The organism is Robertmurraya sp. DFI.2.37 (assembly GCF_029211245.1).
Lineage (GTDB): Bacteria > Bacillota > Bacilli > Bacillales > Cytobacillaceae > Robertmurraya > Robertmurraya methanolica_A.
In genome coordinates this window covers 1-20019 of sequence record NZ_JARGEJ010000025.1, presented here as the reverse complement: position 1 = coordinate 20019, position 20019 = coordinate 1, and the positions used below count along the sequence as shown (strand labels likewise).

Genomic DNA, 20019 nt, shown 5'->3' with positions numbered 1-20019 from the left:
CAAGGTTATCTGGGCCTTGTTCGTTTTTTAATGCCGTTTAGTTTGTTCATATCGATATTTCTTTTTAAAGTGTAACAGGTCTATACTTGCCGTGAATTTTATCGGAAAAGAACGGTATCTTCGTTCTAAATTTTCCGGCGCTGAGCGAGGAAGCTGTTTTTATGCATCTGCGTTTAACGATACCAATTTCGATTAAAATCCAATTCTAAAACCTGACCGAACTTATTGGCGAAATCGATAAAATAAGCACCTTTTGCCGTCAAAATCCCTCTATCGAACACATAGGGAGCATCAACGTACCCTTTTTCAGAAAAGACCCCTAAAAATTCTCGCGCCTGCTTTGAAATCCCTGTCGTATAATTCCGATCGAGTAAAATTCCTGCTTTCGCTAACAAAAATGGTGCACTTGAAATGGCTCCGATGACAGCATCTTGTTCATATACTTTGCGAATAAATTCAAAAAGTGATTCGATTTCCATTAAATGTTGAAAGTCATCAACACCTGGGAGGACTAGACTTTGTAATTGTTCAAGCTGTATTTTTTCAATAGTTGTTTCTGGTAGACAGGTCAGACCGGCCTCACCCTTGACCGCTTCATCATTTAATCCAATAAATATTTTCGGATGATTGGCTTGGGTTAAGACAGAAAGAATGACAGATAGCTCGTATTCGCTAAATCTTGGATAAAGTAAGATGCCGGTTGTCATTACCGCACCTCCTGGGAAAAATTTCACTCTCTGTTATAACAATTTCTACATTTTTTGATAAACTCCTTTAAAATTCTTAAAATTAAGTCTTTTTTAACTTAAATTGTTGACAAAAAGTTTTGGGCTCGTTTATTGTAAAACATGGTTCATAGGTCTTTCGGTATATTTGAAAGGAGAGCAAAATGAACCAATTATCAACATGGGTGTATAACAAAGGCAAAATAAAGAAACACACGCTCATATTTATTAAAAAGAACCTATATATTTTATGAGATGACATTAAGGTGAAATTTGAAGAAGGGCAGGGATTTGTATATGGCAAATTATGAACAAGCCGCACAATTTGAACATCGTTTTTGGCTTCAAGTACTAGGGGATCATGCGAGGTTTATTCATGATTCACTCGGTCCGAATGAAAAAGAGTTGATCGAGCAAGCAAGTGCTTTTATTGCAATTTTTGATCAATTATTACATCAGGTTGAGGGTACGGATTTAATGAAATTAAGCGAAAGGGCCGAGGTGGAAGCAAAGAAATTGCGGCAGTTTAAATTGGATATTATTGAGCGTCATTTGACAGGTTATATAACGATTCATTTAGGTCCAGCATTTATTAATCATATGGTTAACGAGTTGGAAGAATACTTACTGCTGTTAGAGTATTTGAAAAAAGGAGAAGTTCCACCAGTATTTCATGAACTTCATCATCATTTAATTTGGTTGTTAGACGGTGCTGGTCATGCAGGAGCCATCTCTGACAATATGGAAACGGTTGAGAAAAAAATAAAACGGCAAAGCGATGAATTTACAAAGGACTTTGAAGCTTTTTACTTAAAAGCAGTTGAATTGACAGGCTTTTTACGGACAAATTTATCAACTTTTCCCGCCCTCGAAAAATTCAATCATGACGTCCAACTGGAAATGAATTTATTTATGGGCTTCTTAAATGAAATTGAGGAATTAGAATTAAGTAAAGAAGCATTAGGTACATTTGCTCCATTAATGGCAGACCATATGATGCGTGAAGAATGTTATTATTTAACAAAACTTGCTGAAACAACAGATATTGAACAGCCCCAATGTGATCCGACTAAACCAAGATTAGAAATTTAAGGCTGTCTTTAGTGAAGCAAACCAATGCGCAAGAGCCATACTCTTGCGCATTGGTGAAAACGATTTTATCCTAATTGTTTAATAAATTCCCTCATAAACCCAGGTAAATCAGGCCAAGCATGCCCTGATACAAGGTTACCCTCGACATGAAGATGTTCCTCGATATATGTAGCACCTGTCGCTTCTACATCTGGCTTACAAGCGATGTAAGCGGTAAGTTCTCTGTCTTTTAAATATTGCTTTACTGTGGTTAAAATAAGACTAGCATGGCAGATAGCGGCAATTGGTTTATTCGCTTCAAAAAAATGAGCAACAATCGCTGGAACATTTTCGTTTAAACGAATATACTCTGGAGCCCTCCCCCCTGGAATAATTAATCCATCGTACTCATCTGCCTTTACTTCCTCAAATGTAAGGTGAGATTCAATTAAATATCCTTTGCTTTCTGTGTAAGTGTCCCATCCGATAAAATCATGAACGACCGTTTGCAACTGCTTCTTTGATGGAGCGGCAATTTGTACATCATAACCTTCTTCAAGACAACGGAAATACGGATAGTAAATTTCTAGTGCTTCAACCGCATCTCCGGCAAGAATGAGAATTTTTTTTGACATTAACAATTCCTCCTCTCCAATTATAAAAGGCTCCTGCCTTTCAAGTATAATATTCGTAGAGGACGAGACAGATTCCTTTCTTTGTCGTAAAAATTCATAGGATTTTTACAATTTTGTTTTTATCATTGGATTGTTGTCAGGAATGGAAAGGGAAATACACTGTTCTAATCTTAAGTTTTAACTAAGATATTTTAATTGTGTGAAAGGAACCTGGTAAAGCGGTTGAATGGCTATTGAAAAGCTCCATTCAATCGCTTTCTGACCGAGGTTGAAGAATTAGTTTAAACTTATTTTTTATCCGGTTTAATGGCAAATAGTGTTAATAAGACCGCGATGATGCCAATGATGGCTAAAATATAAAAAAGAGTTCCCTCTAGTTGATTTAAAAGAATTGCGATGACGGGTGGCCCTGCAGCTACTCCGATAAAACGCATTGAATGATAAATGGAAGTAATAGTCCCCCGTTGGTCTTTTTGAATTCCTTCTGTGATAATGGCGTCTAAACAAGGGAGACTGGCGCCAATGCCGATGCCGCTTAATAAGAACATGATAATCATGAACCACATTCCTTTGGAAAAACTTAGGCTCACTATTGATAGCGACATTAACAATAGGCCAGTGAAGGTAATCCATTTCATCAATATTTTATATTCTTTAATGATTTTCCCTGTAATGAGCGAAGTAAGACATAATGCTCCTAACGGCAGAGCAAGGTAAAGTCCTTTTTTTACATTCATAATATGATGCTCTCTTTCAAGTACTTCAGATAAATAAAAGAGGACGCCGAATAGTACAAACATTAAAATGATCCCGATAGCAAAAATGGCCAGTAGCCATCTGCCATTATTTTTAAAAATCTTTTTAACCTGATGAATAAATTCTTTAAATGGGATTGGTTCGTATTCAGTCTTGCCTCTTCTAACAAAAAAAGCCATTAGAAGAATGGAAATAAGACAAAATATTGGAAAGGACAGAAACGGAATAAACCAGATAAAAGTTGCCAAAAATGCTCCAAGTATTGGACTAATGACTTTTCCAAGGGTGTTAGATGTCTCAATAATTCCAAGTGTGCTGCTGACTTCTTTTTCACTTTTAAACATATCTCCTACAAGAGGCATCACAATCGGTGCTGCCCCTGCTGCCCCGATGCCTTGAAGAGCTCGACCAACAAGGATGATCCAATAGGGGTCTTTAATTTTCCATGCAGCCCAACCAGAAATGAGACCACCAATAGCAGCAATAGCAAGACTAGGGATGATTACTTTCTTTCGCCCGATATGATCAGATAAAAATCCTGCAATTGGGATCAAAATAATCGCCACAATCGAATAAACAGTAATGATTAAGCTTGATTGAAATGAAGAAATATTTAATTTGTCCTCCATTGCTGGAAGAACGGGAATGAGCATTGAATTACCTAAGGTCATTACAAGAGGGATCGAGGAAATAGCTAAAACACTCCATTTATTCCCGTAAGATTGTTTTGCTTTCTTGCTATCCTCTCTACTTGTCAAAGAATTTTCAATGAAATCCATCTTTTGCTCCGTCCTTTTTATATTATTGTTAACACTATTCAGCAATTAGAAGACTTCATATCAGTTTAGAATTGATAACTCCCAACCTTAATATTTACCTAAATGCCAAAAAACTAACTGAAAAAAGATTTACTATTTATGGATCGAATAAAGTATTAGAATTTTTTGATAAAAATAGGTTGACTTTAAACCTGAATGTGTATATGATAATTAACAATAAATGAATGGCGATGACGAAGAAGAGTAGCTTAAAAGGATTCTTTAGAGAGCTGATGGATGGTGAAAATCAGTGCTGAATTTTAAGTGAATGGGCTTCTGAGCTTCCAAACCGAATCATAATGTGTAGTAGGCTTTGGCGAACGAGTCTCATCGTTACAAGAGACAGGTATTACATTGCGGATTGCAATTGATACTGATGAGTGAGCTAATTATTTTAGCTAATGAAGGTGGCACCACGGGTTTCTCGTCCTTTTCTTAGGATGAGAAGCCCTTTTTGTTTTTATTAGGACAACTGAATAACGAACATCGTTGAGTAAGAGAAGTAAATGAAAATTTGATTTTTTTCAGAGAGCCGGGGAAGGTGGGAGCCGGTAAAATCACTTTCATCGAATGGACTTACGAGAGACAGCTTGAAAGGATCAGTAGGGCTGTACGGAATTCCACCGTTAAAAGGATAGGATTTACAATGAAATTTGTGAATCTAAAGAAGTGGGAGTATTTTTAAGCTCTAACTTGAGGTGGCACCGCGGTGAATATTATCGTCCTCTATAAGCGTAGCAATGCGTTTATAGAGGGCTTTTTTATTTTGATTTTATGTAATTTTTCAATGTTCATTTTGGCCCATTTCGAGTGAACTCTTTGTTTGACATGAAATGAGCCCAAAAAAGCAGTCATGCTAGTCTTGTTATTATCTGATCATCGGTTAGAGCAGCTTTTGTTATGACTTTATAAGAAATATTAATGAGAAAGGGGTTATCGCATTGATGAGAGTAGAGGAAAAATTCGTCTTAATCGAGACTATTCAAGGAGACACCCTCACACCGATCTCCATTTATCAGAAGTTGTCTGGACGAAAGAAATTTTTATTGGAGAGTTCGTTAAAGCATGAAGATTCTGGTAGATATTCGTTTATTGGTGCAGGTCCAGCATTTGAAATAAAAGGATTTGAATCGAAAACAGTTATTACAACGCATGGTGGTGAGCGAATTGTCTCAGAAAAGCCTCTCGAAGTGGTGAAACAGTTGATGTCAAAAGTGGTAGTAGATGTGGAGAACTCCATTCCCTTCATTGGAGGTGCAATTGGTTTTGCTTCCTATGATGTTGCTCGCCATTATGAAAAGATTGGGAAAAACTTGCCTGATTATTTTTCTCTTCCAGATGTCCATTTTATGATGTTTGAGGAAATCATTGCATTCGATCACTTACAACAAAAAGTATATTTGTACGGCATTCCATTATTGGAGTCAACAACAAAAACGGAGCTAAAAGCGCGATTACAGGCAAGAAAAAATGAAATTGCAGAGGTCAAACCGAAGGAAGACAAAGTTTTTAACCTCACTTCATTTGAATCAGTCATGACGAAAGAACATTTTATAGAGAAAGTGAAAAAAGCAAAGGAATATATTGAGGAAGGTGATATTTTCCAAGTTGTCCTGTCACAGCGGATGACAGCAAAAATGAACGGTGACCCCTTTTCTTTTTATCGCAAGCTACGAATCCAAAATCCATCTCCATATATGTATTATCTGGATTTCGAAGATTATATTGTCGCTGGTGCATCACCTGAGAGTTTAATTAAAGTGGCAAAGAATAAGGTCATTACAAATCCGATTGCTGGTACGAGGCCAAGAGGGAAAAACAAACAAGAAGATGAGGAACTCGCAGTAGAGCTAAGAAATGATGAGAAAGAGTTGGCGGAGCACCAAATGTTAGTCGATTTGGGTCGCAACGACATTGGTAGAGTTAGTGAATTTGGCACTGTTAAAATGGAGAAATATATGGAAATTGAAAAATATAAGCATGTGATGCACTTAGTTTCTGAAGTGAGTGGTGTTTTAAAAAAAGAATACAGTCCGATTGATGCGTTAATAGCCTGCTTACCAGCTGGAACGGTATCTGGTGCCCCGAAAATAAGAGCGATGGAAATTATCAATGAGCTTGAAGAAATAAAAAGAGGAGTTTACTCAGGTGCCATTGGATATCTATCTGCCAACGGCAATCTGGATTTTGCCCTCGCCATCCGGACGATGATTATGAAGGGTGAAGCTGTTTATATTCAAGCTGGGGCAGGAATAGTACATGATTCGGATCCAGAGAAGGAGTATGAAGAAACACTGCATAAATTGAAAGCATACTTGGAGGAGGAGAAATGATACTACTCATCGATAATTATGATTCTTTTACTTTTAATCTTTACCAATATTTTGGAGTTTTAGGCGAAGAAGTGATTGTAAAACGAAATGATCAAGTGTCAATAGAGGAAATTAAAGCATTAAGCCCAACGGCAATTTGTTTATCTCCGGGACCAGGAAGACCAGAACATGCAGGGATTTGCGTCAGCGTGATTCAATCTTTCTATGAGAAGATTCCGATTCTTGGTATTTGTTTAGGTCATCAAGCGATCGGCTATGCTTTTGGAGCGACGATAGTAAAAGCAAAAAATATTATGCATGGAAAGCGATCATATATGTCTCATACGGGGAGTGAGCTATTTGAAAACTTGCCTGCACCAATTGAGATTATGCGCTATCACTCATTAGTAATAAAAAAAGAAACGCTATCGGAAGATTTCAAAGTATTAGGTGAAACGACTGATGATTATGAGATTATGGCGATTAAGCATAAGAACTACCCGTTATACGGTCTTCAATTTCATCCAGAGTCAGTTGGAACAGAAGCTGGAATGAAAATGGTCAATAAGTTTCTGAACGATGTAAGGAGGTAGTAGGAAAATGAGAGATTATTTACAACGCCTAGCTGATCGAGATTCTTTATCAAAAAAAGAAATACAAGATGCAATGAACAATCTTTTTTCTGAGGATACAACAGATAGCGAAATTGCTGCTTTTATGATTGGTTTAAAGACAAAGGGTGAAACAGTAGATGAGATTGTTGGAATCGTTGAAGCATTAAGGGCAAATGCGTTAACATTTCATTCGGAAATTTCCCATGTCATTGATAATTGTGGGACTGGTGGCGATGGTTCAAAAAGTTTTAATATTAGTACAACATCAGCTTTTGTTATGGCCGGTGCAGGATTAACGGTGGCAAAGCATGGGAACCGTAGCATTACTAGTAAAACTGGGAGCGCTGATGTGCTGGAATATTTAGGTGTGAATTTAGATTTGAATCCGGATATTTCGCTAAAGATTTTGAAGAATGTGGGCATTACCTTCTTGTTTGCACCCTATGTTCATCCGAATATCAAAAGAATTATGAAGGTTCGAAAAGATCTTCGTATTCCTACAGTTTTCAACTTAATTGGACCGCTGACAAACCCAGTTGATTTGGACTTTCAGCTTCTAGGGATCTATCGCAGAGATTTAATTGAAATGTTTGCTGAAGTTTTAAGATTACTCGGAAGAAAACGCGCAGTTGTATTAAATGGGGCTGGTTTTATGGATGAAGCTTCATTAGCAGGGGAAAATCATTTAGCGATTTTAGATGATGGAAAGATTCAGTATCGAGTCCTCCACCCAAAAGAGCTTGGATTTTCTATTTGCAGTAATGAAGCGATAAAAGGTGGAGATTGTAAGGAAAATGCTGCAACCCTTTTGAGTGTTTTAAAAGGTAAAAAAGGGGTGCATCGTGATACCGTACTCCTCAATGCAGGAATAGGTATTTTTACAGGTGGACTCGCTTCTTCGATTGAAGATGGGGTTAAGCTTGCCACAGAAAGTATTGACTCAGGAGCAGCTTTGGAAAAACTAGAAAAACTAATTGAAAATAGCCATGCTGAGAAGACAGAGGTGATATAGTTGGAAACGATATTAGAAACCATTTTGGCGGAGAAGAAAAAAGAAGTAGAAGCACTTAAGGAGCGTCAAGTTAGGAAAGCGCCTGCTGCTCCTAATAGAAACTCAATGTTAGAAAAGCTTGAGAACGCAAAAGAGCTGATGATTATCGCAGAATTTAAAAGAGCGTCACCCTCAAAAGGGGATATTAATATAAATTCAAACCCTGCTTCTCAGGCGCAAATGTATGTTGGAGCAGGAGCAGATGCGGTTTCCGTATTAACTGACACCACTTTTTTTAAAGGGTCAATGGATGATTTACAGGTGATCAGAAAGTCGATTGCCCATCCAATTTTATGTAAGGACTTTATTATCGATCCAATTCAAATTGATGTAGCTAAAAATTCCGGGGCGGATATAATTCTTCTCATTGCAGCAGCGCTTGATGATAAGCAGCTTCACAATCTTTATCAGTATGCCAAGGAGAAGGGATTGGATGTGCTTATGGAAGTTCATAATGAGGCGGAAGCAGAGAGAGTATTAAAGACAGATAATCGTTTAATAGGGATCAATAATCGCAACTTAAAAACGTTTGAGGTCAATCTCGGTGTTACAGAGTATCTTGCACCGTTTATACGAGAAGAAGAGCGATTTTTAATTAGTGAGAGTGGCATTGGCACTATTGAAGATGTTGAGAGAGTTGCAGCTGCAGGGGCCAACGGAATTCTTGTTGGAGAAACTTTTATGAAGCATCAAAATCCTAGTGAAATTATTAAAGTAATGAAGATTCCATTAAGTGGGGGATTTGGGCAATGAAGGTAAAAATTTGCGGAATTAAAGATGTGCAAACTGGTCGATATGCAGTTGAAAAAGGAGCAGATGCTCTCGGTTTTGTTTTTGCGGAAAGTAAAAGGAAAGTCTCTCCAAATGAGGCAAGGAAGATCATTAAAGAAATGTCGACTGAAGTTTTCAAAGTAGGCGTCTTTGTTAATGAGGAGTTTGATAAAGTTCAGGAAATTATAGCGCAAACAGGGCTCAATGCTGTACAGCTACATGGGGATGAGTCTCCGGATTATTGTCGGAATTTTGCGATTCCTGTTATTAAAGCATTCAGCATTGAATCTAGGGCAGACATCAAAAAAATTGCCGAGTATGATTGTGAATATGTTCTTCTTGACAGTCCGAAAGGGAAATACCGCGGTGGAAACGGAATAAAATTTGATTGGAGCCTGTTAGAAAATTTTGAAGTAAGGGGCAAGAAAATGATTTTAGCTGGCGGATTGAATCCGGAAAACGTAACAGAGGCAATAAGGAAAGGCAATCCTTATATGGTTGATGTTAGCAGTGGTGTTGAAACAGATGGGAAAAAAGATTTTGTCAAAATTCGGTCGTTTTTAGAACAGGCCAAGCATCGGGAGGAAATAGGATGAGCACGTATACATTACCGAATGAGAAAGGTCATTTTGGCAAATATGGTGGCAGATTTATCCCGGAAACACTCATACAAGCAGTGAAAGAATTGGAGAGCGCATATCAGGAAGCGGTTAAGGACAAAGGGTTTCAAGAACAACTACATTCATTGTTAGCGAATTATGTAGGACGAGAAACGCCTCTCTACTATGCTGAAAACCTGACTGAATTTTGCGGTGGAGCAAAAATATATTTAAAACGTGAAGACTTGAATCATACAGGCGCTCATAAAATTAATAATACAATTGGGCAGGCGCTGTTAGCAGTGAGGATGGGGAAGAAGAAAATAGTCGCAGAAACCGGTGCTGGCCAACATGGGGTTGCGACTGCAACAGTTTGTGCATTGCTAAACTTAGAATGTGTCATTTTTATGGGAGCAGAGGATATAAAACGACAGCAATTAAATGTTTTTCGCATGGAACTTTTAGGAGCAAAAGTTGAAGAAGTGACTTCCGGAAGTAGAACGTTAAAGGATGCATGTAATGAAGCGTTGCGATACTGGGTTTCTAATGTTGAGGAATGCCATTATATTTTAGGTTCAGTTATGGGTCCCCATCCATTTCCTATGATGGTTCGTGACTTTCAAAGTGTCATTGGAAAAGAAACAAAAACACAGTTTATGGAAAAGGAAGGAAGATTGCCGCATGCATTAGTGGCATGCATTGGCGGTGGTAGCAATTCAATGGGAATGTTTTACCCGTTTATTGAAGAAAAGCAAGTCAAAATGTATGGAGTTGAAGCTGCTGGTTTTGGTGTTGACACAGAGCACCATGCCGCTTCATTAACAAAAGGAAAACCGGGTATTCTGCACGGAGCGCTCATGTACTTATTACAGGATGAAGCAGGACAAATTCAAGAAGCTCATTCCATCTCAGCTGGACTTGATTATCCAGGAGTAGGACCAGAGCATAGCTATTTAAAAGATATTGGTAGAGTGGAGTATCACTCCATCACAGACGATGAAGCATTAGAGGCATTAACGCTTCTTTGCAAATTAGAAGGTATCATCCCAGCTTTAGAAAGTTCACATGCTATTGCTTATGCGATCAAGCTTGCTAGAAAGATGGGAAAGGAAGAGAGCATTGTTGTTTGTTTATCTGGGCGAGGAGATAAGGATGTTCAAACTGTAAAGGCGAGATTGGAGGGAGAGCAAGAGTGAATCGTTTAACCAAAGCATTTGAGCGTTTAAAGGAAAAAGAGGAGAAAGGGTTTGTTCCCTACATTATGGCGGGCGATGGAGGACTTGAAAAATTGATGGAACGCATCGTTTTTCTTGAATCTTGTGGGGCGACCGCTGTAGAAATAGGCATTCCCTTTTCTGATCCAGTTGCCGATGGTCCATCGATTCAAGCTGCGGGTTTGCGTGCGCTTGACGAAGGTGTTACTTTAAAGGCAGTGCTTCAAACCATTTTAAAGGTCCGACCAATTGTTTCAATTCCGATCATTGTAATGACGTATATGAATCCGATTTATGCTTATGGCATTGCTTCTTTTATTGAAGATGCCAGTCAAGCTGGAGTAGATGGTTGTATTATACCAGACTTACCTATTGAAGAAGAGGAGTTGTTGCTTCCTCATTTTCAAATTTCTGATATCGAGCTTATTCGTCTCGTGACCTTAACGAGTTCTAATGAAAGAATTAAAGAAATTGCGGGTAAAGGGAAAGGGTTTCTTTATGCTGTTACCGTAACAGGAATTACTGGGGCAAGAGCAAAGTTCCATGCTCAAGTAGAGAAATACTTGAAAACTATAAAAGAAATAAGCTCATTGCCAGTACTTGCCGGATTTGGAATTTCAACCTCTGAACAGGTACAAGAGATTAGTCAATACTGTGATGGTGTTGTTGTAGGAAGCAAGATCGTCGATTTATTTCATAAAGATAACCTTGATGAAATTGAAAAGCTAATTAAGTCAATTAAAACAATAGAAGCATAAGCGAGTGGAGTATCACTCGCTTTTTTCCTTGATTCATTAGTTTTAGATGGATTTTTTATGAAAAGATTGATATATTCAAGAGAGGTAAATTTTGGACAGTGTAGGATGTGATTTTATAAATGGCATTAACGGAAAAAAGATGGTTTCGAATAATGATTGCGATCATCTTATTTTTACTAATTGTGTTTTTGGTGAATGTTAACAATTTTCTTCTAGAACCTATTATGGTTTTGTTGAAGACAATTTTTCTTCCATTTGTGCTGGCGGGAATTTTATATTATTTATGTCGCCCGTTAGTTACTTATCTTGTCAAGCAAAAGTGCCCCAAGTGGGTAGCGATTATTGCAGCTTATTTTGCAATTATCTTATTTATATATGGGATTATAAAGTTAATTGCTCCTCCAATAAATGATCAGCTCGAAAGATTTGTCGCTAATTTGCCGGCAATGATCTCGACAGTTATGGATTGGGTAGAATATGTCCAAGAAAATCGTAGTACGTTCCCTAGCTTCATACAAGATTCTTTCCTTGCTGCCAGTCAAGATATTGAGACAAGGCTGCAAGATAATGTTGGCAACATTGCCAATGGGATATTAGGAGTTTTTGGAGTAATTGGTGGTTTTATTAATATTTTATTTGGTTTAGTATTAGTGCCATTCATTCTTTTTTATATGTTAAAGGATGGTCAACGCTTTTCCACTAGTGTTACGGTATTTTTCCCGAGAGCTAAAAAGGAAAATGTACTTGCCATTTTAAAAGATATGGATAAAACAATCGCCACTTACATACAAGGACAAATGCTCGTTTGTTTAATTTTAGGGATTCTCTTATTTATTGGCTATTCTATTATTGGGCTAAATTACTCCTTGGTTTTGGCTGTGTTTGGGATGTTCACAAATGTTATCCCGTTTTTAGGACCATTTATTGCTGTTATTCCCGCTCTATTAGTAGCTTTATTTCAAGAGCCAATACTTGTCGTATATGTTGCTATTGTTACATTAATTGCTCAACAACTTGAAGGAAATGTCATTTCACCAAATGTTATGGGAAAGACTTTAAATATCCACCCTTTAACGATCATTGTGCTCGTGTTAACAGCTGGAAGCTTAGTGGGGATTGTCGGGGTTATTTTTGCGATTCCACTGTACTCTATCGTTAAAGTGATTGTCATTAATATCGTGAAAATTTATCGAACAGCATAGAGAAAGGATGTTGGCTCCCGTTATACAGCCAACATCCTTTTTTTGGAAGAATGATAGAGCAAATATTGAAAGCGTTCAATTTTATTAAGCCTGAACGTACCTGGAACAATTTCTAATCTATTCAGCACTTAAATGGCAATAGAATTTTTGCAAAGTTCATTTATTCAATTTTTATAAGGTTTATGATTCGAGGTTAACTGTTATGAAGGTGCGTTTTTTTCTAATCCTGATATTTTTTCATTGTTTCAATAATGGTGCGCAAATCTTCTATTAAAATTTGTCCAGGTGCAGAGCTTTTGTTACCGACAGCAAAAATTAGGTGTGAACCAAATATCCAGCCAGCCATTCGACTAATCGCACCAATTTTGCCCATAGCCATCGTGGCGATTGGAATAGATAGTTGTTTTTCGGCATCCGCAGTCACGTTAAGCAATTTGAGAACATCGCTATGATTTCGTGGCATAACAGCTATTTTTCCGATATCGGCATGTAATGATTCCGCTTTTTTCAAAATAGAGAAAAGTTCTTCAGCTGAAGGAGTGAATTCAAAGTTATGATACGATAAAATTAAACGCTTCCCATGTTTCTTAGAAACTGAGCGAATTTGTAAAATGGACTCTACTTCATGATGCATTTCATAGTCAATCAGATCAATGGCTCCATCTTTACATATTAAATGAAGCAGCTGATGCAACTCAGGCTTAGTTAAAGAAATGGGATTTCCCCCTTCCACTTCAGAGCGAATTGTAAAAAGTAGGGGAATATCACCTATTTCTTCTTTTAAATCATTAGCAAGTGTAATTACATCTTGCTCCTTATGTAAATTTTCATAGTAATCTGCTCTCCATTCGATCATGTCGGGAGCATGCTCTTTTACTCGTTTTGCTTCTATTATCAAATCATTTCTTGTATGACCAATTAACGGTGTACATATATTGGGATGTTTTTCAAAACTTCCTATCTTTCTCATCGTTTATCGATTCTCTCCTTATCGCTCCATAGCAAACTTTTGTTTTTAGAAATCATAACATTTGCCGATGGTTTTATCTAGGGCTGTAATAAAGAATCTTGCTGCTTTTAGATACTAAAAGATGATTTGAATATGTACAAAGCGCCAAAAAGGCGCTTATGCAAACTGGTGTGGCGAAGAATTATTATTTTTGTTTAGTAACCAATATAGCTAGCTCCGATGATAACTAGCAAAATGAATAGAACAACAATTAGCGCAAATCTTGAGTTGCCTCCTTGTTCGTAGCTCATAAAATCACCTCCAGCTCACATCTAACAGCATAAGGGGAGCTGCTTCCTTAATATCATATGACAAACGAGTAAAGGCGGTTGGACAAGTAAACGAGTCCAATCGCCTAAATTTGTGAAATCGCTGCGTTTTCATGTTGTAACCCACTAAAAAGTTAGCAAACTAGGAAAAATAATCCAAAATAACTAGCATATTTATGAATCTTTGAGTCCTCAGCCACTATGAATGAAAATCGCACATATGATAATTTTAAAATACGGATGGAATATTCTGAATTTATATACTTTTTTCAAAAAAGGAGGACTTTATGAAGAGGCTTAAAGCACTATCGCTCTCATTAATCGTATTACTTTTTTTCACTACTTCTGTTTCAGGAGCAAGCCTTCCGCAGGAGAAGGAAGGTACGCAAAAAACAATCACAGCAACTAAATCGATTCAAAAATCTGAGTTCGAACACGTATATGATCCATCCGATACGGTGCGGGTTATTGTTGAGATGAAAACGGAGCCAGCGATTGAATATGCGCAAAAACAGGGAAAGCGTTATAAAGAACTCCCAGAGGCAACGAAGAAAAATTTAAAAGCGGCAAAGCTTGAAGAACAAAATAAGGTAAAGGAAAAAGTCAAAAAGCAAAAGATTAGCCTTCGTGAGAAAGAATCATTTACAACTGTTTTAAACGGTTTTAGTGCAGAAGTTAAATATGGGGATATAGAAGAAATAGAAAAGTTACCAGAAGTTTCTGAGGTTGAAATAACACTGGAATATGAACGTCCAGAAGAATCTCCAGATATGGCGTATAGTAAAGAACTTGTTCAAGCTCAAGAGGCTTGGAGAGAGTATGGTTATAAGGGTGAAGGAAAAATAGTTGGTGTTATAGACACTGGAATTGATCCGTCACATCAGGATATGGTTCTTACATCAAAAAAAGAGGCAGCACTGAAAAAAAATGATGTGAATAAGTATATAAGAGAAAACGGTCTTAAGGGTCAATATTTTTCTGAAAAAGTCCCTTATGGATATAATTATATGGATGAAAACAATGTTATTCGCGATATTGCCCCTGGAGCTTCGATGCATGGAATGCATGTTGCAGGTACAGTTGGAGCAAATGGGAACGAGGAAAATGGTGGAATAAAGGGAGTCGCTCCAGAAGCACAGTTATTAGCTTTAAAGGTTTTTGGCAATGATCCTAATATTACGACAACTTATGGGGATATTTATGTAAAGGCGATAGATGACGCCATCATTTTAGGTGCAGATGTGTTAAATATGAGTCTCGGTTCAACAGCAGGGTTTGTTTCAGCGGAGACAATGGAACAGAAGGCCATTACAAGAGCGGTTGAAAATGGAGTTGTCATGTCTATATCTGCAGGAAATTCAGCTCATTTAGGCAACGGTTGGGCTAATCCATTAGCATCCAATCCTGATATTGGTGTTTCCGGTTCACCAGGACTTGCTTACGATTCTCTTCAAGTTGCTTCTGTTGAAAATACATTTATGGATTTGGATGCAGTCAATTATGTCATTGAGGGAGAAGAGGATAAAGCTCCATTTCTCTCCGCTGGGAATATTCATCCAAATGATGGTGAGGTAAACACATTCGAACTTGTTTATGGTGGGCTAGGTTATCCGGAAGAGCTTACGAATGCTGATGGAAAGTATGTATTAATTCAACGTGGTGAGCTTTCCTTTGTTGATAAGGCATTAAATGCCCAAAATGCAGGGGCGTTAGGAGCGATTATTTATAATAATGCTGATGGGTATGTCAACATGGCGACAGATGCTGCTATTACTATACCGCAGTTATTTATGCTTAAAACAGACGGTGATAAACTAGCAGCTGCTCTTCAATCTGGACAAGCTGTTTCCATTACATTTAACGGAGAAAAAACCACTGCTCCAAACCCTGAAAGTGGAAAAATGAGTGCTTTTACATCCTGGGGATTAACTCCGAACTTAGATTTTAAACCAGAAATAACCGCTCCAGGTGGGCAAATTTACTCAACCCTTGAAAATAATCAGTATGGAATGAAGAGTGGGACATCAATGGCTGCTCCTCATGTATCTGGTGGTGCGGCTCTTGTCCTAGAAAGGGTAGATAATGAGTTTGGTGCAATTGGCTTTGAGAGAGTAAATATTGCTAAAAACTTGCTTCTAAATACATCTAGTCCGATTAAGGATCAAGGGTTCGTCAACGGGGTGTTCGGCTGGGATAATCCGTATTCTCCCCGAAGACAAGGTGCAGGAATTATGCAGCTTCATTCTGCGTTAAAATCCCCGGTTATTGTTACCGAGAGCCGTAGCAACGAAGCAAAGGTCGCATTAAAAGAAATAGACGATCAATTTGAGTTTACTTTAACGGCCAAAAACTATAGTGATGAAGCAGTTCGCTATAATGTTTCGGCCAATTTACAAACGGATTTTGCAGGCTGGGGTGAGTTAGGTTATGAGCCGGATACACTAGAGGCTGCACCGATCTATGATGCAGATGTTCTTATCAATGGAGAAGCATTAACAGAAGTATCTGTTCCGGCACACGGCTCAGTAACATTTACGGTTGCCGCGGATCTATCGAATGCAACCGTTGTTGAACCATCTACTAATCAGTTAGTACCGGCAAAAGATGTCTTTGTCAATGGATATTTTGTTGAAGGATTTGTAACGATGACGGACCAAGCAGATGTTAATCCAACATTAACAGTTCCGTATGTGGGCTTTAATGGCAACTGGGATCAAGCTCCTATTATTGATGGGATGGTATATGATGAACAGTCTTTTTATGGAATGGGGGGCGCCGTATATAATGCCGGGGAGGATAGCTATAATTATTTAGGCTATGATCCGATCACGGAAACTATCTCTAAAGAAAATATTGCTATTTCTCCAAACGGAGATGATGTTCAAGATGAGTTCATACCAGTTCTCTCCTTCCTTCGAAATGCTAAACAAATAGAATTAGCGATTCTCGATGAGGATGGAAGTCGCTTAAGAAAGCTACGGACTGAAAATGAGGTGCGTAAAAATTATTACGATGGCGGCTTAAATCCACATTATACTCTCAACTCATTATGGCAATGGGATGGAACAATTGGAAATGCGACAGCAGCAGATGGGCAGTACTATTACGAAATTCGTGCCGTTATTGACTACCCGAATGCCGAGTGGCAATCTGTCTTAATTCCGGTCCTTGTTGATACAGTGGCGCCAACGGTTACAGCAGAATTAGAGGAAACTACTTTAACTATGAATGTCGAAGATAATGAGAATGGTTCAGGAATCGCCTATATTGATATATTAGTAGATGAAGACTCTATCCTTGAGACGCCCCTTTCTGGTGATACGACTGAGTACATTCTGCCTCAGGAAGTAGCACAGGGCGAGGTAACTGTTGTAGCTTATGATTATGCTGGAAATGTAACGGAGGAAACAGTGGAAGGAAACAATAACGATACAACAATGCCATTTGTCTATTTGGAAAATCCAGAAGCACTAGAGGTTTTTAATTCGGGTGACCTGCATGTGAACGGCTATGTAATTGAAAACGAATCGGGCTTAAAGGAAATGTCCATCTCAGGTGAAAAAATTCCATTCGAATTTAATGAATCTACTAATCGTTATGAATTTGATGCCATGATTCGAGTAGAAGATAATTTCCATCGATTGGGTGTGAGAGCGATTGATTATGCTGGCAATGAGTTTTCCATTAAGAGGGATGTATTTGTTGATAGCACAGCACCTGTATTGGAAGTAAGTGGATTGCCAAAAGAACAGTACATTAAGCATAATGGGAAAGATCCAGTTGTAAACGTTCGAGTCCAGGATAATTTTGATGAAATTCGCTTTTATTTCAATGGAAATGAAGAATTTTACCAAGAGATGAAAGCTCCTTATGAGATGAGGAGTTTTGACAAAGTCTTTTCTGAGTATACTTTGCAGTTAAAGGATGGTTGGAATACTTTTACATTTGAAGTAGAGGATCTTGGAGGCAATAAAACGACTGAAACGATAGAGCTTTATAAATTGAAAAAGGGAGAAAAAGCTCCCAAGAAAGAGAAGCCAAAAAAAGATAAAAAATAAGCATAAAGAGCAGAGAGAGTGAGTTTCGAACATTCTCTCTGCTTTTTTGTCGTTGTGGGGTAAATTTATTGTTTAATAAATGAAATTGATCCATAATAGGGATAATAATAATTCCTATGAATATAGTAGGATTAATAAGTGAGGGATTAGAAATGCGATTTCAAGAGATAAAGACATTTGAAGAAAAACTAATGCTAATGAGAGAAATGTCTGAACAGTTTAGAACAAGAGCAGCAAAGGTTGACGAAGAAGCTTCTTTTCCCTTTGAAAATATTGAAGAGCTTAAAGCTTCAGGATACACTCAACTAACGGTGCCAAAAGAATATGGTGGAGAAGAAATTACTTTATATGAATTAGTCCGTTTACAGGAGCAAATGGCGATCGGTGATGGAGCAACCGCTTTAGCGATCGGTTGGCATATGGGGATAGTAAAAAATCTTGCAGAAAAAAGGCTATGGCGCGATGATATTTTTAAAAGGGTACTGGAAGAAGTCAAAAAAGGTGCTTTATTAAATGGTGCTGCGAGTGAACCACAAACAGGGAGCCCGACAAGAGGTGGAAAACCAACAACAATTGCCACGAAAACTGATAATGGCTGGCTTATAAATGGACGTAAAACTTTTACAACGATGTCTCCAGTACTTGATTATTTTATTGTTAGTGCAAGTATTAAAGAGTCCGAAGAGGTTGGGAATTTTCTTATTCATCGTTCTCGTTCTGGTGTCATTATTGAAGAAACATGGGATAGCATTGCGATGAGAGGAACAGGGAGCCATGATCTAGTCTTGAAGGATGTTGAAGTATTAAGTGATGAATATGTCGAGCGATTTGTTCCAGGACAGAAAGGAGCGAATGGCTGGTTGTTGCATATTCCAGCCTGCTATTTAGGGATTGCTCAGGCTGCACAAAAGTATGCGATCCATTTTGCCAAAACATACTCACCGAACAGTCTTTCAGGGACGATTATTGATATTCCAACAGTTCAACAACGAGTAGGTGAAATGGAGTTGCGAATTTTAGAAGCGAAGCATTTTCTCTATTCGGTCGCGAAGCAATGGGATGCCATAACAGAAGCGGAAAGGATGCGCTTAAATGCTGACCTTGGTGCAGTTAAATATGCGGTGACGAACAAAGCGATTGAGGTAGTGGATTTGGCGATGCGAATCGTGGGAGCCAGAAGCCTGTCTCAGCAAAACCCTCTTCAACGCTATTATCGTGATGTGAGGGCTGGGCTCCATAACCCACCGATGGATGATATGACAATACAGGCATTGGCTAAGAAAGCACTTGCCGAAAATTAAAAGGAAAATCCAAAATAAAGTGTTAATACGATCAAGCAAGTGAAGAAACTTTCATTTGCTTTTTTGGTTCGCCCAGCATGGGCGAACTCTAACGGGTGAAAGTCCCGAGTACGACCTGGTAGCGGTAAGTACATAGCTGACAGCAAGGGTGTCCATGGTGACGTGGAATCTGAAGGAAGCTCGAGGCAAACCTCCGGTCTGACGAACAGAAATCATATAAGAGGCAACACATGAGGATAAGACTGCCAAAGAAGTTGAAGTCCAATAGCTACTTATTCATGAGTTGTATATATGGCAGATAGATGGGGGGAAAGAGTTCGCGCCTTAACTGGGGAGGTCTCATGAGTCTGTACCAAAATCCTGTAGTGATGCAGGACTGGACGGTGAGAAGTCAGCAGAAGCCTTAGTAGTGAAGACATCTAACGAAAGTTAGAAAGAACGAAGGGCTGAACAATTTTATCGTTATAGAAATCTTAATTGGGGAAGGAAATAGACCACTGGCTAATCGCGGAAAAGTGGATACCGAACCACGAGAAAGAAAGGAAATAACAAACATGCATGAAAGAAAATTACTCGACAAAATACTCGATAAGGACAACCTCGAACAAGCAATTAAGCAGGTCAAAAGAAACAAAGGTTCTGCAGGTATGGATGGTATGACTGTGGATGAGTTAGCTCGATATATGGTGTTAAACAAGGATGAAATGATTCGTCAAATCCGAAAAAGACAATACCAACCACAGCCAGTCCTAAGGGTTGAAATTCCAAAATCAAATGGTGGAAAACGCTTATTAGGAATTCCAACTGTCCTAGACAGAGTTATTCAACAGGCGATTGCACAAGTACTGACACCGAT

General features: G+C 38.3%; 16 protein-coding genes, 1 pseudogene and 2 other annotated features. Of the genes and pseudogenes, 12 read left to right on the top strand and 5 right to left on the bottom strand.

Annotated features, from left to right (window positions below):
• Positions 1-173: 173 nt before the first annotated feature.
• Entirely contained in the window at positions 174-707 is a 534-nt protein-coding gene (locus PZE06_RS14160) for a DJ-1/PfpI family protein (RefSeq protein WP_150916588.1), read from the bottom strand.
• A 315-nt stretch (positions 708-1022) separates the two neighbouring features.
• On the opposite strand from PZE06_RS14160, the gene PZE06_RS14155 reads away from it, so the two are divergent.
• Entirely contained in the window at positions 1023-1817 is a 795-nt protein-coding gene (locus PZE06_RS14155; protein WP_150916590.1) for a DUF2935 domain-containing protein, read from the top strand.
• A 65-nt stretch (positions 1818-1882) separates the two neighbouring features.
• Here PZE06_RS14155 and PZE06_RS14150 read toward each other — a convergent pair whose 3' ends face one another.
• Together PZE06_RS14150 and bcbE are read right to left on the bottom strand one after the other, a co-directional pair.
• Positions 1883-2431 carry a DJ-1/PfpI family protein gene (locus tag PZE06_RS14150; RefSeq protein WP_150916592.1) on the bottom strand — a complete coding sequence of 183 codons (549 nt, stop codon included), beginning with the start codon at positions 2429-2431 and terminating at the stop codon, positions 1883-1885.
• Between the two features lie 287 nt (positions 2432-2718).
• On the bottom strand, positions 2719-3966 hold the full coding sequence (gene bcbE, locus PZE06_RS14145; protein WP_150916594.1) for a bacillibactin exporter BcbE: 1248 nt from the start codon (positions 3964-3966) through the stop codon (positions 2719-2721).
• A 221-nt stretch (positions 3967-4187) separates the two neighbouring features.
• Positions 4188-4440: a binding site (T-box leader), on the top strand.
• 45 nt (positions 4441-4485) lie between these two features.
• Positions 4486-4735, top strand: a binding site (T-box leader).
• Positions 4736-4949: 214 nt separating this feature from the next.
• On the opposite strand from bcbE, the gene trpE reads away from it, so the two are divergent.
• The 8 genes from trpE to PZE06_RS14105 all read left to right on the top strand — a co-directional run bounded on the left by trpE (position 4950) and on the right by PZE06_RS14105 (position 12526).
• Positions 4950-6338: an anthranilate synthase component I gene (gene trpE / locus PZE06_RS14140; RefSeq protein WP_150916620.1), complete on the top strand. Its 1389-nt coding sequence runs from the start codon at positions 4950-4952 to the stop codon at positions 6336-6338.
• On the top strand, positions 6335-6910 hold the full coding sequence (locus tag PZE06_RS14135; RefSeq protein WP_150916596.1) for an anthranilate synthase component II: 576 nt from the start codon (positions 6335-6337) through the stop codon (positions 6908-6910). Before trpE ends, PZE06_RS14135 begins: the two co-directional genes overlap by 4 nt.
• Positions 6911-6917: 7 nt before the next feature.
• Positions 6918-7943: an anthranilate phosphoribosyltransferase gene (gene trpD / locus PZE06_RS14130; protein ID WP_150916598.1), complete on the top strand. Its 1026-nt coding sequence runs from the start codon at positions 6918-6920 to the stop codon at positions 7941-7943.
• Positions 7944-8735 carry an indole-3-glycerol phosphate synthase TrpC gene (gene trpC, locus PZE06_RS14125; protein ID WP_150916600.1) on the top strand — a complete coding sequence of 264 codons (792 nt, stop codon included), beginning with the start codon at positions 7944-7946 and terminating at the stop codon, positions 8733-8735.
• Positions 8732-9349: a phosphoribosylanthranilate isomerase gene (locus PZE06_RS14120; protein WP_150916602.1), complete on the top strand. Its 618-nt coding sequence runs from the start codon at positions 8732-8734 to the stop codon at positions 9347-9349. The genes trpC and PZE06_RS14120 overlap by 4 nt, the downstream gene beginning before the upstream one ends.
• Complete coding sequence (gene trpB / locus PZE06_RS14115) at positions 9346-10548, top strand: tryptophan synthase subunit beta (protein WP_150916604.1); 1203 nt, start codon at positions 9346-9348, stop codon at positions 10546-10548. The genes PZE06_RS14120 and trpB overlap by 4 nt, the downstream gene beginning before the upstream one ends.
• Positions 10545-11324, top strand: coding sequence for a tryptophan synthase subunit alpha (gene trpA, locus PZE06_RS14110; RefSeq protein WP_150916606.1), 780 nt, complete (start codon positions 10545-10547; stop codon positions 11322-11324). Before trpB ends, trpA begins: the two co-directional genes overlap by 4 nt.
• 119 nt (positions 11325-11443) lie before the next feature.
• Positions 11444-12526 (top strand): AI-2E family transporter, encoded by a 1083-nt coding sequence (locus tag PZE06_RS14105; RefSeq protein ID WP_150916608.1) that lies wholly within the window; start codon positions 11444-11446, stop codon positions 12524-12526.
• A gap of 220 nt (positions 12527-12746) precedes the next feature.
• Here the strand turns inward: PZE06_RS14105 and aroD are convergent, their stop codons facing one another.
• Positions 12747-13496: a type I 3-dehydroquinate dehydratase gene (aroD, locus tag PZE06_RS14100; protein ID WP_150916610.1), complete on the bottom strand. Its 750-nt coding sequence runs from the start codon at positions 13494-13496 to the stop codon at positions 12747-12749.
• 194 nt (positions 13497-13690) lie between these two features.
• Positions 13691-13786 (bottom strand): YjcZ family sporulation protein, encoded by a 96-nt coding sequence (locus PZE06_RS14095; protein WP_150916612.1) that lies wholly within the window; start codon positions 13784-13786, stop codon positions 13691-13693.
• 305 nt (positions 13787-14091) lie between these two features.
• Between PZE06_RS14095 and PZE06_RS14090 the strand changes: the two genes are divergently transcribed.
• From PZE06_RS14090 to PZE06_RS14080, 3 genes and pseudogenes are all read left to right on the top strand, one after another.
• Positions 14092-17862 carry a S8 family serine peptidase gene (locus tag PZE06_RS14090; RefSeq protein WP_150916614.1) on the top strand — a complete coding sequence of 1257 codons (3771 nt, stop codon included), beginning with the start codon at positions 14092-14094 and terminating at the stop codon, positions 17860-17862.
• Between the two features lie 152 nt (positions 17863-18014).
• Positions 18015-19163 carry an acyl-CoA dehydrogenase family protein gene (locus PZE06_RS14085; protein ID WP_150916616.1) on the top strand — a complete coding sequence of 383 codons (1149 nt, stop codon included), beginning with the start codon at positions 18015-18017 and terminating at the stop codon, positions 19161-19163.
• Positions 19164-19717: 554 nt separating this feature from the next.
• Positions 19718-20019 (top strand): annotated as a pseudogene (locus PZE06_RS14080) (group II intron reverse transcriptase/maturase); the annotation flags it as partial.